This window comes from Asanoa sp. WMMD1127, from assembly GCF_029626225.1.
Taxonomy (GTDB): Bacteria; Actinomycetota; Actinomycetes; order Mycobacteriales; family Micromonosporaceae; genus Asanoa.
Genome location: NZ_JARUBP010000001.1, coordinates 5,728,255 through 5,741,942, shown reverse-complemented (window position 1 = coordinate 5,741,942; position 13,688 = coordinate 5,728,255). Strand labels below are relative to the sequence as shown.

Sequence of the window (13,688 nt, the reverse complement as noted above, 5' to 3'; positions counted from 1 at the left end):
GAGATTCGGCCGTGGTCTGGCGGCCTGGAGCGTAATGTCGACGGTAGGAGACCTGCGCCACCCTGGTTGACCGTGGGCGGTGCCGGTCACTAGCCTGCCGGAAGTCACAAACGGGAGCTCGGAGCACCGGGCTGAGAGGGCGGCTGAGGCGCCGCCGACCGTCGGAACCTGGTCCGGGTAATGCCGGCGTAGGGAGCGTCTGAAGGTGTCTCTTTCCTCGTCAACCGCCGTCGCCGAGTCGGCGGCCCCCACGCGCGCGCTCGGCTTCCGCGACACCGCGGGCCTCTTCGGCAGCCTCGGCGTCAGCCTGCTCCTGCCGGTGGCCGCCACCTTTGCCGTGCTGCCCGGCCGGCCGCTCGGCGTCACCGTCCTGGCCATCGTGGTCGGCGCCGTCATCGGCTCCCTGCTGCTGGGCCTCGGCGCGGCCGCCGGCGCGCGGGAGGGCGCGCCGACCATGGTCCTGCTGCGCGGTCTGCTCGGCCGCCGGCTCTCGTACCTGCCGACGGTGTTCAACCTCCTCCAGTGCGTCGGCTGGGCGACCTTCGAGATCTTCATCATCGCGTCCGCCGCCGCCCGGGTGCTGGACGCGCCGCGGTGGCCGTTCGTGCTGATCGGCGGCGCCGTGGCCACGCTGATGGCGCTGCGGCCGCTGGGCGCCTTCCGACTGCTGGCCCGCTACGCCGTCTGGGCCGCGCTGATCGCCGGCGCGTACCTGTTCGTCGAGGTGCTCCGGGCCTCACCCCAACCGCTGAGCGGCGACGGCGGCTCGTTCTGGACCTCGGTCGACCTGGTCATCGCGATGCCGGTCTCCTGGTTCCCGCTGGTGGCCGACTACACCCGCTACACCCGCAGCGGCCGGGCCGCGTTCGCCGGCGCCGCCGTGGGCTACGGCACCGCGACGATCGCCTGCTTCGTGCTGGGCGCGCTCGCCCTCGCCGCGTACGGGGCCGGCGGGCTGGACGTCGTCGACGCGCTGCTGGCGGTGCCCTTCGGCGCGGTGGCGCTGGCCGTGCTGGTGGTCGTCGAGGTCGACGAGGCGTTCGCCAACGTCTACTCCACCTCGGTGTCGGGCAACAACATCCTCGAGCGCGTCGACCGGCGGGTGCTCGCGGTGGCCGTCGGCGCCCTCGCCACGCTGCTGGCCCTGGCCGTCGACATCGTCTCGTACGAGCCGTTCCTGTTCCTCATCGGCGCGGTGTTCGTGCCGCTGGTCGCGGTCTTCGCCGTCGCCTACTTCGTGCTGCCGCGCGGCCGCTGGGACGTCTCCGCGACCGCGCCGTCGCGACCGTGGCTGCTGATCCCGTGGGCCGCCGGCTTCGTCGCCTACCAGCTGACCCTGCCGACGCTGTTCCCGTCGGCCGGCCAGGGCTGGACGGCCTGGTGGACGGCGCGCCAGGAGGACCTCGGCATCGATCCCGCCAACGGCTGGTCGGCGTCCCTGGTCAGCCTGGCGGTCGCGGCGGTGCTGACGGCGCTGTTCCTGCTGCCGGGCCGGCGCCGGGCGGTGGCGGCATGATCGGCCGGCTGCACGTGGTCACCTCCGCCGCGGGGGGCGCGGCGGCGCTCGCGGCCGTGCGGGCCGCGCTGGCCGGCGGGGCGCCGGTCGTCCAGGTCCGCACCAAGACGAGCGACGACCGGTCGCGGTACGCGTTCGCGCGTGAGGTGGTGCTGCTCTGCCGGGCGGCCGGGGCGCTGTGCATCGTCAACGACCGGGTCGACCTGGCGCTCGCCGCCCGGGCCGACGGCACCCACGTCGGCGCCGACGACCTGCCGGTCGAGGTGGTGCGCCGGATCGCGGGGCCGGCCCACCTGATCGGCGGCACCGCCCGGGATCCGGCGCGGGCGGCGGAGCTCGTCGCGGCCGGGGCGGACTACCTCGGCGTGGGTCCCGCGTTCGCGACCGTCACCAAGGACGGGCTGCCGGACCCCATCGGACCCGCCGGGGTCGGCGCGGTCGCGGCCGCCGTCAAGGTGCCGGTGATCGCGATCGGCGGCGTGACCGCGGCCCGGGTTCCGTCGCTGCGTGCCGCCGGCGCGCACGGTGTCGCGGTGGTGTCCGCGGTGTCGGACGCGCCCGACCCGGCAGCCGCGGCCGCGTCACTCCTGTCCGCACTGGACGGCGCCCGATGACCGTGCTGGTGGCCGGCGGCGGCCTGATCGGGCTCGCGATCGCGTGGCGGGCGGCGCGGCGCGGGCTCGCGGTCACCGTGGTCGACGAGGCGCCCGGCTCCGGCGCGTCCCGGGCCGCGGCGGGCATGCTGGCGCCGCTGACCGAGGCGGCGTACGGCGAGGAGGCGCTGCGGGCGCTGAGCCGCGAGTCGCTCGCCCGGTACCCGGCGTTCCTCGCCGAGCTCGGCGGCGGGGTCGAGCTGCGGACCGAGGGAACGTTGGAGGTCGGCTTCGACGCCGACGACATGGCGGCCCTCGACCGGCTGCACGCCTACTACGTCGAGTCCGACCTGCCCGTCACCCGGCTCACCGGCAGCGCGGCCCGGCGGCGCGAGCCGGCGCTCAGCCCGCGTGTGCGGGGCGCCCTGCACGCGCCGTCCGACCACTCGATCGAGCCACGCGGGCTGCACGCCGCGCTGCTGGCGGCGGCGGCCGACGCCGGCGTCCACATCGTACGGTCGCGGATCGGGTCGCTGGTGGTCGAGGACGGCCGGGCGGTCGGGCTGCGCCTCGCCGACGGCGCGGTGCTGACCGGTGACACCGTGGTGCTGGCGCTGGGCGCGTGGAGCGGCAGCCTGCCCGGCGCTCCCCCGCTGCCGGTCCGGCCGGTGAAGGGCCAGATCCTGCGCCTGCGCGGCGGCGCGGAGGGCCTGCTGACGGGCACGGTGCGGGCGCTGGTCCGGGGGGAGTCGGTCTATCTCGTGCCGTTCGGCGCCGACGGGCTCGTGGTGGGCGCCACCGTCGAGGAACGCGGGTTCGACGGCACGGTCACCGCGGGCGCCGTGCACGACCTGCTCCGCGACGCCATCGAGGTGGTGCCCGAGGTCGCGGAGCTGGAGCTCGTGGAGACCCTGGCCCGGTGGCGGCCCGGCACGCCCGACAACGCGCCGCTGCTGGGCCCGTCACCGCTGCCGGGCCTGGTGCTGGCCACCGGGCACCACCGAAACGGTGTGCTGCTCACCCCGGCGACCGCGGACGCGATCGCCGACCTGTTGACCGACGGAACGCTGCCGCCGTACGCGGCGCCGTTCACAGTGGACGGGAGGATGCCATGACGCTGACCGTCAACGGCGAGGCCGTCGACCTGACGCCGCCGGTCACCGTGGCCGCGCTGGTCGCGAGCCGGACCGACCAGCGGCGGATCGCGGTGGCCCGCAACGGCGAGGTGGTGCCACGCAGCCAGTGGGTGACCACCGCGCTGGCCGAGGGCGACGAGGTGGAGATCCTCGCCGCGGTGGCGGGCGGGTGACGGCGATGACCGACGACCCGTTCGTCCTGGCCGGCGAGGAACTGCCGTCCCGGCTCATCCTCGGCACCGGCGGCGTGCCGAGCCTCGACGTGCTGTCCCGGGCCGTGGTGGCGTCGGGCACCGCGCTGGTCACCGTCGCGCTGCGGCGGGTCGAGGCGACCACCGGCGGGGCGCTCTCCGAGGTGCTGGAGCGGTGCGGCGTGCGGCTGCTGCCCAACACGGCCGGGTGCTTCACCGCCCGCGAGGCGGTGCGGACCGCCCGGCTGGCCCGCGAAGCGTTCGAGACCGACTGGGTCAAGCTCGAGGTGATCGGCGACGACCGGACGCTGCTGCCGGACCCGGTCGAGCTGCTCGACGCGGCCGAACAGCTGGTGGCCGACGGTTTCCAGGTGCTGCCCTACACCAACGACGACCCGATCACCGCCCGCCGCCTGGCCGACGCCGGCTGCGTCGCGGTGATGCCGCTCGGCTCGCCGATCGGCAGCGGCCTGGGCATCCGCAACCCGCACAACATCGCGCTGATCCGCGAGGCCGTCGACGTGCCGGTCATCCTGGACGCGGGCCTCGGCACGGCCTCGGACGCGGCGCTCGCGATGGAGCTCGGCTGCGACGGGGTGCTGCTGGCCTCCGCGGTGACCCGGGCCCGCGACCCGGAGCGGATGGCGCTGGCGATGCGGCACGCGGTCGACGCGGGCCGGCTGGCGTTGCGCGCGGGCCGGATCGAGCGCCGCTGGCACGCCGAGGCGTCGACGCAGAACGCCGGCCTGGCCGCGCTGTGAGGCTGCCGCGCCTGCTCGTGCTGACGGACCGCACGCAGTGCGCCGGATCGCTGGTGGCGACCGTCGCCGCGGCCGTCGAGGCGGGCGCGCGAGCGGTGGTGCTGCGCGAGAAGGACCTGCCCGCCGAGTCGCGCGCCATGCTGGCGGCGGAGCTCGGTGGCATACTGAGTCTCGTGGACGGGACGCTGATCCGGGCGGGCACCGGTGGCGACGCCGTCCACCTCGCCGCCCGCGACCCGTTCCCCGCGCCCCGCCCGGCGCTGGTCGGCCGGTCCTGCCACGACGCGGCCGAGGTCGCGGCGGCCACCGCCGAGGGCTGCGACTACGTGACCGTCTCGCCGGTGTTCCCGAGCCCGTCGAAGCCCGGCTACGGCCCGCCGCTGGGCCTGGCCGGGCTGGCCGCGCTGACCCGGCCCGCGCCGGCGGCGTACGCCCTGGGTGGTGTGCGGCCGTCGGACGTGGCGGCGTGCCGCGCGGCCGGCGCGCGCGGCGTGGCCGTGATGGGCGCGGTGATGCGCGACCCGGGTTCCGTCGCTGACTATGTGGACGCACTCGAGGAGGACCGCCCGTGAACCCGCCCGTCGCGCTGACCATCGCCGGTTCCGACTCGGGCGGTGGCGCCGGCATCCAGGCCGACCTCAAGACGTTCGCGGCCCTGCGGGTCTTCGGCACGACCGCGATCACCGCGTTGACGGCACAGAACACCCTCGGCGTACGCGGCGTGCACGCCACGCCGACGGAGTTCGTGGTCGCCCAGATCGAGGCGGTCCTCGACGACCTGCCGGTGGGCGCGGTCAAGACGGGCATGCTGGCCACCGCCGCGACGGTCGACGCGGTCGCCGCGCTGGCCGCCCGCGGCCGCCTCCCCCACCTGGTCGTCGACCCGGTGATGGTGTCGTCCAGCGGCCACCGGCTGCTCGAACCGGCCGCCGAGGCCGCCTACCGCGAGACGCTCTTCCCACACGCGGCGGTGGTCACGCCCAACCGGCGCGAGGCGGAAGCGTTGCTGGGCAAGGAGATCCGCACGCGCGCCGACCAGCACGCGGCCGCGCAGGCCCTCGGCGACCTGGGCCCGGCCGCCGTCGTGGTCAAGGGCGGCCACCCGACGCCCGACAGCGACGACACGGCGGTCGACGTGGTCTGGGACGGCAAGGAGACCTACGAGCTGACCGCGCCGTGGGTCGACACGCCCAACAACCACGGCACGGGCTGCTCGTTCGCCTCGGCGACCGCCGCCCACCTGGCCCTAGGCGACGACCTCCGGACGGCCCTCACGGCCGCGAAGGCCTTCGTCAGCCGCGGCATCGCCGGCGGCGCCGCCTGGCACCTCGGCGCTGGCCACGGCCCCCTCGACCATTCGGCTGGGCCGGCTAGACACCCCAGAGAGCGGCGACGTGGCGGGCGTCGGTGCCGCAGCAGCCGCCGAGCAACGAAAGGTTCGGCAGGTGCGGGCGCAGGGCGTCGTGGGCGTGGGCCAGGGCGGTCGGGTCGCCCTCGTCGAGCTCGGTGGCCGCGTCCAGTTCCTCGTGGCTGCGCGTCGAGGCGTTGGCGCGGAGGCCGACGATGCGGTCCCGCCAGGGCCCGTCACCCAGCGCCGGCGCGATGTGGGTGGGATGCGCACAGTTGACCATGAAGTAGTCGGGGCTCCCGGCGGCGTCGACGGCGGTGATGGCGTCGCCGAGGCCGGTGCCGTCGGGCAGGCGTCCGTCCACTTCGACCGTGAACGAGACCGCCACCGGTAGGCCGGCCGCGCGGGCGGCGCGGACGACGCCGATCGCCTCGCCGGCGCCCGTCAGGGTCAGCGCGGTGACCAGGTCGGCGCCCGCCTCGGCGAACGCCTCGATCTGCGGCGCGTGATAGGCGGCGGCCTCGTCCGGGTCGACCCGCTCGCCGGCCACGTAGCCGTCGCCGCGTGGGCCGACGCAGCCGCTGATCAGCACGGTCTCGAGGCCGGCGCCGGCGCGCACCTCGTGGAGCAGGCCGACGGCGGCGCGGTTGGCGCCGCGCAACGCGGCGGCGTCGTAGCCGACCCGGGCGCCGTGGTCCGCGCTCGCGCGCCAGGTCGGCGTGTCCAGCTGCAGCGCGGCCCCGGCCCGGCGGGCGATGTCGACGTAGCCGGCGTAGTAGGCGCGCAGCAGGTCGCGACCGTGGTCGTCGGCGAGGAGCGGGAAGGCGGCGAACTCGGGCAGGTCGGCGCCGTGGTGGTAGATGAGGTCGGTCTCGAGGCCGCCGTCGGTGACCACCGGGCGGCCGGCGAGCTGCGGCAGTGCGGGCATGAGCGGGTCCTCTCGCGTACCAGACTGAATGGTCTGTTACTAGCAGACCAGTTGGTCTGGTACAACGGAGAAATGCCGAGGGACGGGAACCCGACACGGGAGCGGATCCTGCGCGTCGCCGAGCGGCTGATGACCGACCAGGGTTACAGCGCCACCTCGGTCGACCAGGTGATCGCCGAGGCGGCCAGCTCTAAGGGCGCGTTCTTCCACCACTTCAGCTCGAAGACCGACCTGGCGGTCCAGCTCGTGGAGCGTTACGTGGCCGCGGACCTGGCCCACCTCGACGCGGGCCTCGCGGCCACCGCCCACCACACCGACCCGGCGGCACGGGCGGTCGCCTTCGTCCGCCACTACGAGGACGGCGCGGACGCGCTCATGTCGGAGCAGTCGGGCTGCCTCTACGCCACCGTCCTGGCGGAGCGCGAGTTCACCGGCAGCGAGATCAACGACCAGGTCGCGAAGGCCACCCGCGCGTGGCGCGACGCCCTGACCGACCTGCTGCGGCCGGCGCTGGCCGGTCGGCCGGACATCGACGTGGAGGCGCTGGCCGACCATCTCTACACCACGTTCGAAGGCGCGTTCATCCTGTGCCGCACCTACACCGACCCCTCGGCGATGCGGGCCCAGCTGCGGGTCTACCGTCAACTGCTGCAGGCCCTCCTCGGCAAGGAAGAAGCTGATCCGTGACCAGCACCGACCCGCTCTGGAAAGCCGTCCGCGCCGAGCGTGCGGCGCTCGCCGAGGACCTGGCCACGCTGGCCGACGACGACTGGTCGAGGCCGACGCTGTGCGGCGACTGGACCGTCGAGGACGTGGTCGCCCACCTCACCGCCGGCGCCAGCACCGGCCGGTTCCGCTGGCTGGCCAGCATCGTCGGCGCGCGCTTCGACGCGGACGTGCACAACCAGCGGCGGATGGCCGAGCACCGCGGCGCGACGCCCGCGGAGACGCTCGACCGCTTCCGCCACGTCGTCACCTCCACCACGGCCCCGACCGGCGACACGGCCGCGTGGCTCGGCGAGGTGGTCGTGCACGGCCAGGACATCCGGCGCCCGCTCGGCCTGCCACGCACCCCGTCGGTCGAGTCGGCCACCGCGGTCGCGACGTTCTTCACGAGCCGCGACTTCACCGTCGACAGCCGCACCAAGGCCAAGGACCTGCGCCTGGAAGCCACCGACGGCCCGTTCGCCACGGGCACGGGCCCACTGGTGAGCGGCCCGACGCTGGCGCTCACCATGGCGATCGCCGGCCGGCCCGCATACCTCGACGACCTGACGGGCCCTGGCGTGGCGGTGCTGCGGGAACGGCTCTAGGCCCGCACGCGCTCGAGGGTGATGGGGAGGTCGCGGACGCGTACGCCGGTGGCGTGATAAACCGCGTTGGCCACCGCTGCGGCCGCGCCGACGATGCCGAGCTCGCCGATGCCCTTGCCGCCGACCAGGGTGACGTCGTCGTCGGCGTGCTCCAGCGAATGCGCCTCCAGGCCGCGGATGTCCGCGTTCGCCGCGACGTGGTACTGGGCCAGGTCGTGGTTGACGAACAGGCCCAGGTGCGGGTCGATCACCGTCTGTTCGTCGAGCGCCATCGAGACGCCCATGACCATGCCGCCGATGAGCTGGGAGTGTGCCGTGCGGGCGTTGAGCGCGTGGCCGTGGGAGAAGACGCCGAGCAGGCGGTCGACGCGGACCTCGCCCGTGTCGGCGTCGACCCGGACCGCGCAGAAGTGGGCGCCGTAGGAGTGCCACGCGTGGTCCGGCGCGGGCTGGTCCTCGGTGGTGTCGGCGACCACCTCCAGGCCGTCGGCCGGGACCGCTCCCCCGTGCTCGGCCAGCCGCCGGCACAGCTCCGTGCACGCCTTGCGGACCGCGCCGCCCCAGGACGCCGTGCCGGCCGAGCCGCCCGCGACCGCCGCCTCGCCGTAGGCGGACCGTCCGAGGTGGATGGTGACCTGCGACGGGGCCACACCGAAGACGTCGGCGGCCAGCTGCCACAGCGCCGTGCGGGCGCCCGTGCCGATGTCGACCGCGCCGACCCGCACCTGGAACGTGCCGTCCGGCTCCGCCCGGGCCGTCGCCCGGGCGGGGCCCTGGTAGACCGGGTAGACCGAGGACGCCAGGCCCGTGCCGAACAGGTAGCGGCCGCGGCGGCGCACGCCCGGTGTGGGATCGCGGGACGACCAGCCGAACCGGTCCGCGCCGGTGGTCAGGCACTCGACCAGGTGGCGGCCGCCGAACGGCAGGCCGGTGGCCGGTTCGACCGACGGCTCGTTGCGCACGCGCAGTTCCAACGGATCCAGCCCGAGGGCGTACGCGAGCTCGTCCATCGCCGACTCCAGCGCGTACATGCCGGGGGTCTTGCCCGGCGCCCGCATGACCCGCGGCGTCGGCAGGTGCAGCCGGGCGAGCCGATGCCGGATCCGCAGCGCGTCCGACGCGTACATGGTGCGGGTGGCCGTGCCCGTCTGCTCGACGAACTCGTGGATCACCGAGCTGTACTGCAGCGCGTCGTGGTCGATCGCGGTCAGCGTGCCGTCGCGGCGGGCGCCGAGCCGGACGTGGCTGCGCGTGGCGGTGCGGGCCGGCGCCATCGTGAACATCTGCTGCCGGGTCAGCATCAGCTTGCAGGGGCGGCCCGTCACCCGGGCGGCCAGCGTCGCGAGCACCGCGCCGGCCGTCGGCCAGACCTTGCTGCCGAAGCCACCGCCGACGTGCTCGGTGATCACCTCGACCTGCTCCGGCGGGATCCCCCACAGCATCCCGAACCCCACCGCAGCCCGCCACGGGCCCTGGTTGGAGTCCCACACGGTGAGCCGGTCACCGGACCACGACGCGATGACGGCCACCGTCTCCATCGGATTGTTGTGCTGCGGCGGGGTGCGGTAGACCGCGTCCACCACCACGTCCGCCGCGGCGAGGGCGGCATCGACGTCGCCGATCACCGACAGGCCCGGGAAGCCGGCGTTGGTGACCTCGGGCAGCGAAAGGTCCGGGTCGTCCGGGTCGAGCACCACCTTGTGCGGGCGCTCCGCGTAGCGGACCAGCACCTGGTCGGCGCCTTCCCGCGCGGCCTCCGGCGTCGTCGCGACGACCCCGGCGACGACCTGCCCCCGGTAGGAGACCTCGGGCGTCTGGAGCACCAGCTGGTCCTCGGCGACGCCCGCCCGCAGCCGCGGCGCGTTGGTGTGGTCGAGGACGGCGACCACGCCCGGCTCGTCCAGCGCCGCCGCGCCCTCGACCGAGGTCACCACACCGCTGGCCACTGTGGACCCGACCGGCCACACGTACAGCGCGCCCGGCACCTCGTACTCGTAGGCGTAGCGGGCCGCGCCGGTGACCTTGTCGCGTCCCTCCAGCCTGGACAGCCCGGTGCCGGCGGTCACGGGGCGCCTCCCGGCCGCAGCACCGCCGCGACCAGGTCGGCCGCCAGCGACAGCTTGAACGCGTTGTCGGGCAACGGCCGCGCGTCGGCCAGCCCCGCCTCGACCGCCGCCCGCACGTCGTCGTCACCGGGATCGGCGCCGATCAGCAACCGCTCCGTCGCCCACAACCGCCACGGCTTCGGCCCGACCCCGCCCAGCGCGAGCCGCACCTCGTCGAGCCGGCCGCCGTGGCCGCGGCGGAGCACGGCCGCGACCGAGACCACGGCGAACGCGTACGACCACCGGTCGCGCACCTTGCGGTAGGTGGCCACCGCGCCCTCCGGCGGCGCCGGCAGCTGGACCCCGGTGAGCAGGTCGCCGGGTTCGAGCACGGTCTCGATCCACGGCGTGTCACCAGGCAGCCGGTGCAGGTCGTGGATCGGCACCAACCGCTCGACCCCGTCGGGCCGGCGCACCTCGACGACCGCGTCGTACGCGGCCAACGCGACCGCCAGGTCCGACGGGTGGGACGCCACGCAGGCGTCGGAGGTGCCGATCACCGCCAGGTCCCGGTGGTGCCCGCGGATCGCCGAGCAGCCGGTGCCGGGGGAACGCTTGTTGCACGGCGTGGTGGTGTTCTGGAAGTACGGGCAGCGCGTGCGCTGCAGGAGGTTGCCCGCCACGGTCGCCTGGCTGCGGATCTGGCCGGACGCGCCGGCGAGCACGGCCCGCGCGACGGCGGGGAAGCGCCGCCGGATCCCGGCGTCCAGCGCCAGCCGGTGGTTGCGGACCGTCCCGCCGATCAGCACGCCGCCGTCGGGCCGGTGCTCGACCGCGTCATAGGGCAGCGCGCTCACGTCGACCAGCAGCCCCGGCCGGAGCACGCCGAGCTTCATCAGGTCGACCAGGTTGGTCCCGCCGCCGAGGTACACCGCGCCCGGCACGCCGGCGACGAGGGCCGCGGCCTCGCCGGGTTCGCCGGCCTTCGCGTATTGGAACGCCCTCATCCGTCGGCCACCTCGCGGACCGCGGCGACGATCCCGGCGTACGCGCCGCACCGGCAGAGGTTGCCGCTCAACCGCTCGCGGATCTCCTCGTCGTCGAGGTCGATCGGCGCCCGGTCGTCGAGGTCGGGGCTGATCCAGCTGGGCATGCCGTCGGCCGCCTCGGCCAGCATGCCCACCGCGGAGCACAGCTGACCGGGTGTGCAGTAGCCGCACTGGAAACCGTCGTGCGCGATGAACGCGCGCTGCAACGGGTGCAGGTCGTCGCCGTCGGCGAGGCCCTCCACCGTGGTCACGGCACGGCCGTCCACGGCCACCGCGAACAGCAGGCAGCTGTTTGCCCGGTCGCCGTCGAGCAGCACGGTGCAGGCGCCGCACTGGCCGTGGTCGCAGCCCTTCTTGGTGCCGGTGAGGCCGAGGTGCTCCCGGAGGGCGTCGAGCAGGGTGACCCGGTTGTCCACGTGCAGGACCCGGTCCGCGCCGTTGACGCGCAGCACCACCTCGCCGCGCAGCAGGTCGGAGTCGACCACACCCCGACCTTACGCGGGGGCTTTCGAGGGCTCAGCTAAACGGCGTCGACCACCCTCCGGCGTACGACCACCCCCAGTCCCGCCGAGACCACCAGCAACAGGCCCATCTCGATCAGCTGGAACCAGACGTAACGGTCGGCCGGCTGGTATACCGCCCGCTGGCGCAGGCCCGTCCGGGCGAGGCACGCGGGTGTCGGGTAGGTGTTGGCCGGATCGGCGCAGACGAGGCCGGCGCCGGCCGGGCTCAGCACGCGACCGTCCCTGTCCACGTAGGACACGTCCTGGATCCAGCCGCGCTCGTCGGCCTCCATCCAGGGGTCGGGCAGCATCCGGTCCGCTCCGGCGACGGCCGTCACCGGTGGCACGAGATGGGGACGCAGCGCGACGAGGCCGCCGAACGCGAGCGCCAGCACCAGCACCGTGGCCGCCAGGGCGGGCATCAGCCGCCGCAGGACAGCGCCCAGGGCGGCGCCGGCGAGCAGCGCGAACACCCACATCGCGACCGGGACGAGTCCCGCCTGGCTGAACACCACGTCGTTGCCGAACGGCCGGTCGGCGAAGGCTCCGAACCGGGCGCCCGCCCAGCTGACCGTCGTCCCGACGGTCAGGCCGAGCACGGCGGCGACGGCCGCGAGAACGCCGAGCTTGGTGGCGAGCCACCGGCGGCGACTGACCGACTGCGTGAGCGCCAGGCGGATCGTCCCCTGCTCCGTCTCGCGGGCCAGCAGCGGCGCGCCCCAGAAGATGCCGACCGCGGCCGGCAGGAGGTTGCCGAGGTAGACGGCGCCGCTCCAGTCGCTCCTGGCGGCGTTGAGAGCCTCGCAGGCGCCAGTGCAGGCGCGCACCGCCGCGGGCGCCCCGAGGCCGATCCGGGCAATGTATCCACAGTAGACGATTGTGACCGCAGTGACGGCGAGGAACTGCCAGCGGTGCTGGCGCCAGACGAGCCAGAGCATCAGCGCACCACCGCTGTGGGGCCGGGCAGCGCGCTCGCGTCGGGCGCGCCGAGATAGCCGCGGACCAGCTCGTCGAGCGACGGCGGCCGCGCGGTCCAGGCCGGCCCGTGCGCCTCCGCGGTCGACCGGACCAGCAGGTCGACCTGCCGTCCCCGGGCGGTCTCGGTCACCACCGGCAACCGGTCCGGCAGCATCGGCCGCGCCTCGATCGGTCCGCCGACCACCGCGTGCCCGGCCAGCAGCTCCTCGATGGCGCCACTGAGCTGCACCCGCCCCCGGTTGACGGCGACCAGCCAGTCGCAGGTCTCCACCAGGTCGGCGATGATGTGCGACGACAGCACGACGGTCGTGTCGTGCAGCGCGACCATCTCCATCAGCACCGCCATCACGTCGTGCCGGGCCAGCGGGTCGAGGCTGGCCAGCGGCTCGTCGAGCAGCAGCAGGTCGGGCCGCTTGGCCAGGGCGAGCACGAGGGCGCACTGGGCGCGCTGGCCGCCGGAGAGCTGCCGCACCCGCCTGCCGAGCGGGATGCCGAGCCGGCCCAGCCGGTCGCGGGCCAGCGTGTCGTCCCAGCCCGGGTTGAGCCGGCGGCCGAAGGTGAGCAGCTCCTCGACCCGGAACGTCGGGTAGAGCGCCGAGTCCTGGGCCATGTAGGCCACCCGGGACAGCGACGCGGTGTCGTCGCGCACCGGCTCACCGAACCGCAGCACGTGGCCGGCCGACGGCCGGATCAGCCCGGCCAGCAGGTTGAGCAGTGTGGTCTTGCCCGCGCCGTTGGGCCCGACGAGGGCCACGACGCGTCCACTCGGGACGGTCAGGCCGCAGTCCCGCAGCGCCCAGGTCCGCCCGTACCGCCGGCCGAGCCGGACCGTCTCCACCGCGGCCGTCACGCGGCCGCCTCCGCGTCCAGGCGGGCGGCCGCGACGAGGGCGTCGATGTCCTCCCGGTCGAGGCCGGCCTCGGCCGCCGACCGCATCCAACCGACGAGCTGCCGCCGGAGCCGGGCCCGGTCGATGGCGCTGACGCGCCCGAGCGTGCGCTGCACGAACGTGCCGGCGCCGGGCCGGGCGGCGACCAGGCCCTCGCGCTCCAGCTCCCGGTAGGCCTTGAGCACGGTGTTGGGGTTGATGGCGAGCGCGGCGACCACCTCGGCGGCGGTGGGCAGGCGGTCGCCGGGCTCGAGGAGGCCCAGCCGCAGCGCGTGCTTGACCTGGTTGACCAGCTGCAGGTAGGTCGGCACGCCCGACCGCGCGTCGAGCCGGAAGGCGATCATCTGCATCCTCCACTAAGTGGTTAGTGGAATGGTGGATTAGCGCTCGGGTGATGTCAATCCGCACGGAACGCAACGCGATGATCACGGGTCTCGG

15 protein-coding genes, 1 pseudogene and 1 riboswitch are annotated in these 13,688 nt (G+C 75.0%); of the genes and pseudogenes, 9 read left to right on the top strand and 7 right to left on the bottom strand.

From position 1 onward, the window contains the following. The first annotated feature begins 100 nt into the window (after positions 1-100). Positions 101-212: riboswitch (TPP riboswitch) on the top strand. The 7 genes and pseudogenes from O7635_RS27400 to thiD form a co-directional block, all read left to right on the top strand. Then, positions 206-1,516, top strand: coding sequence for a cytosine permease (locus O7635_RS27400; RefSeq protein ID WP_278083360.1), 1,311 nt, complete (start codon positions 206-208; stop codon positions 1,514-1,516). (Overlaps the previous riboswitch by 7 nt.) After that, positions 1,513-2,130 carry a thiamine phosphate synthase gene (gene thiE / locus O7635_RS27395; RefSeq protein WP_278083359.1) on the top strand — a complete coding sequence of 206 codons (618 nt, stop codon included), beginning with the start codon at positions 1,513-1,515 and terminating at the stop codon, positions 2,128-2,130. Before O7635_RS27400 ends, thiE begins: the two co-directional genes overlap by 4 nt. Continuing rightward, a complete protein-coding gene (thiO, locus tag O7635_RS27390) occupies positions 2,127-3,224 on the top strand; it encodes a glycine oxidase ThiO (RefSeq protein WP_278083358.1) in 1,098 nt (365 codons plus the stop codon). The genes thiE and thiO overlap by 4 nt, the downstream gene beginning before the upstream one ends. Further along, positions 3,221-3,418 (top strand): sulfur carrier protein ThiS, encoded by a 198-nt coding sequence (gene thiS, locus O7635_RS27385; RefSeq protein WP_278083357.1) that lies wholly within the window; start codon positions 3,221-3,223, stop codon positions 3,416-3,418. Before thiO ends, thiS begins: the two co-directional genes overlap by 4 nt. A 5-nt stretch (positions 3,419-3,423) precedes the next feature. Beyond that, a complete protein-coding gene (locus tag O7635_RS27380; RefSeq protein WP_278083356.1) occupies positions 3,424-4,197 on the top strand; it encodes a thiazole synthase in 774 nt (257 codons plus the stop codon). Next, positions 4,194-4,769 carry a thiamine phosphate synthase gene (locus tag O7635_RS27375; RefSeq protein WP_278083355.1) on the top strand — a complete coding sequence of 192 codons (576 nt, stop codon included), beginning with the start codon at positions 4,194-4,196 and terminating at the stop codon, positions 4,767-4,769. Before O7635_RS27380 ends, O7635_RS27375 begins: the two co-directional genes overlap by 4 nt. Next, positions 4,766-5,554, top strand: a pseudogene (gene thiD / locus O7635_RS27370) (bifunctional hydroxymethylpyrimidine kinase/phosphomethylpyrimidine kinase); the annotation flags it as partial. The gene O7635_RS27375 and the pseudogene thiD, both read left to right, overlap by 4 nt. 13 nt (positions 5,555-5,567) lie before the next feature. Here thiD and O7635_RS27365 read toward each other — a convergent pair. Beyond that, entirely contained in the window at positions 5,568-6,473 is a 906-nt protein-coding gene (locus O7635_RS27365) for a homocysteine S-methyltransferase family protein (protein WP_278083354.1), read from the bottom strand. 72 nt (positions 6,474-6,545) lie between these two features. On the opposite strand from O7635_RS27365, the gene O7635_RS27360 reads away from it, so the two are divergent. Together O7635_RS27360 and O7635_RS27355 are read left to right on the top strand one after the other, a co-directional pair. Further along, a complete protein-coding gene (locus tag O7635_RS27360) occupies positions 6,546-7,160 on the top strand; it encodes a TetR/AcrR family transcriptional regulator (protein ID WP_278083353.1) in 615 nt (204 codons plus the stop codon). After that, positions 7,157-7,786, top strand: a complete 630-nt coding sequence (locus tag O7635_RS27355) for a maleylpyruvate isomerase family mycothiol-dependent enzyme (protein ID WP_278083352.1) — start codon at positions 7,157-7,159, stop codon at positions 7,784-7,786. Before O7635_RS27360 ends, O7635_RS27355 begins: the two co-directional genes overlap by 4 nt. Here O7635_RS27355 and O7635_RS27350 read toward each other — a convergent pair. The 6 genes from O7635_RS27350 to O7635_RS27325 are packed head-to-tail and all read right to left on the bottom strand — an operon-like array spanning position 7,783 to position 13,594. Further along, complete coding sequence (locus tag O7635_RS27350) at positions 7,783-9,852, bottom strand: xanthine dehydrogenase family protein molybdopterin-binding subunit (protein WP_278083351.1); 2,070 nt, start codon at positions 9,850-9,852, stop codon at positions 7,783-7,785. The two genes, O7635_RS27355 and O7635_RS27350, sit on opposite strands and share 4 nt — an antisense overlap. After that, on the bottom strand, positions 9,849-10,838 hold the full coding sequence (locus tag O7635_RS27345) for a xanthine dehydrogenase family protein subunit M (protein ID WP_278083350.1): 990 nt from the start codon (positions 10,836-10,838) through the stop codon (positions 9,849-9,851). Before O7635_RS27345 ends, O7635_RS27350 begins: the two co-directional genes overlap by 4 nt. After that, positions 10,835-11,365, bottom strand: a complete 531-nt coding sequence (locus O7635_RS27340) for a 2Fe-2S iron-sulfur cluster-binding protein (protein WP_278083349.1) — start codon at positions 11,363-11,365, stop codon at positions 10,835-10,837. Before O7635_RS27340 ends, O7635_RS27345 begins: the two co-directional genes overlap by 4 nt. Positions 11,366-11,400: 35 nt before the next feature. Beyond that, positions 11,401-12,321, bottom strand: a complete 921-nt coding sequence (locus O7635_RS27335) for an ABC transporter permease subunit (protein WP_278083348.1) — start codon at positions 12,319-12,321, stop codon at positions 11,401-11,403. Beyond that, on the bottom strand, positions 12,321-13,211 hold the full coding sequence (locus O7635_RS27330) for an ABC transporter ATP-binding protein (RefSeq protein WP_278083347.1): 891 nt from the start codon (positions 13,209-13,211) through the stop codon (positions 12,321-12,323). Before O7635_RS27330 ends, O7635_RS27335 begins: the two co-directional genes overlap by 1 nt. Beyond that, positions 13,208-13,594, bottom strand: coding sequence for a GntR family transcriptional regulator (locus tag O7635_RS27325; RefSeq protein WP_278083346.1), 387 nt, complete (start codon positions 13,592-13,594; stop codon positions 13,208-13,210). Before O7635_RS27325 ends, O7635_RS27330 begins: the two co-directional genes overlap by 4 nt. Between the last annotated feature and the right edge of the window lie 94 nt (positions 13,595-13,688).

Coding starts and splice junctions, on each gene's coding strand:
- thiE (WP_278083359.1), top strand. CDS start 1,513: ATGATCGGCCGGCTGCACGTGGTCACCTCCGCCGCGGGGGGCGCGGCG.
- thiO (WP_278083358.1), top strand. CDS start 2,127: ATGACCGTGCTGGTGGCCGGCGGCGGCCTGATCGGGCTCGCGATCGCG.
- thiS (WP_278083357.1), top strand. CDS start 3,221: ATGACGCTGACCGTCAACGGCGAGGCCGTCGACCTGACGCCGCCGGTC.
- O7635_RS27380 (WP_278083356.1), top strand. CDS start 3,424: ATGACCGACGACCCGTTCGTCCTGGCCGGCGAGGAACTGCCGTCCCGG.
- O7635_RS27365 (WP_278083354.1), bottom strand. CDS start 6,473: ATGCCCGCACTGCCGCAGCTCGCCGGCCGCCCGGTGGTCACCGACGGC.
- O7635_RS27360 (WP_278083353.1), top strand. CDS start 6,546: ATGCCGAGGGACGGGAACCCGACACGGGAGCGGATCCTGCGCGTCGCC.
- O7635_RS27345 (WP_278083350.1), bottom strand. CDS start 10,838: ATGAGGGCGTTCCAATACGCGAAGGCCGGCGAACCCGGCGAGGCCGCG.
- O7635_RS27335 (WP_278083348.1), bottom strand. CDS start 12,321: ATGCTCTGGCTCGTCTGGCGCCAGCACCGCTGGCAGTTCCTCGCCGTC.
- O7635_RS27325 (WP_278083346.1), bottom strand. CDS start 13,594: ATGATCGCCTTCCGGCTCGACGCGCGGTCGGGCGTGCCGACCTACCTG.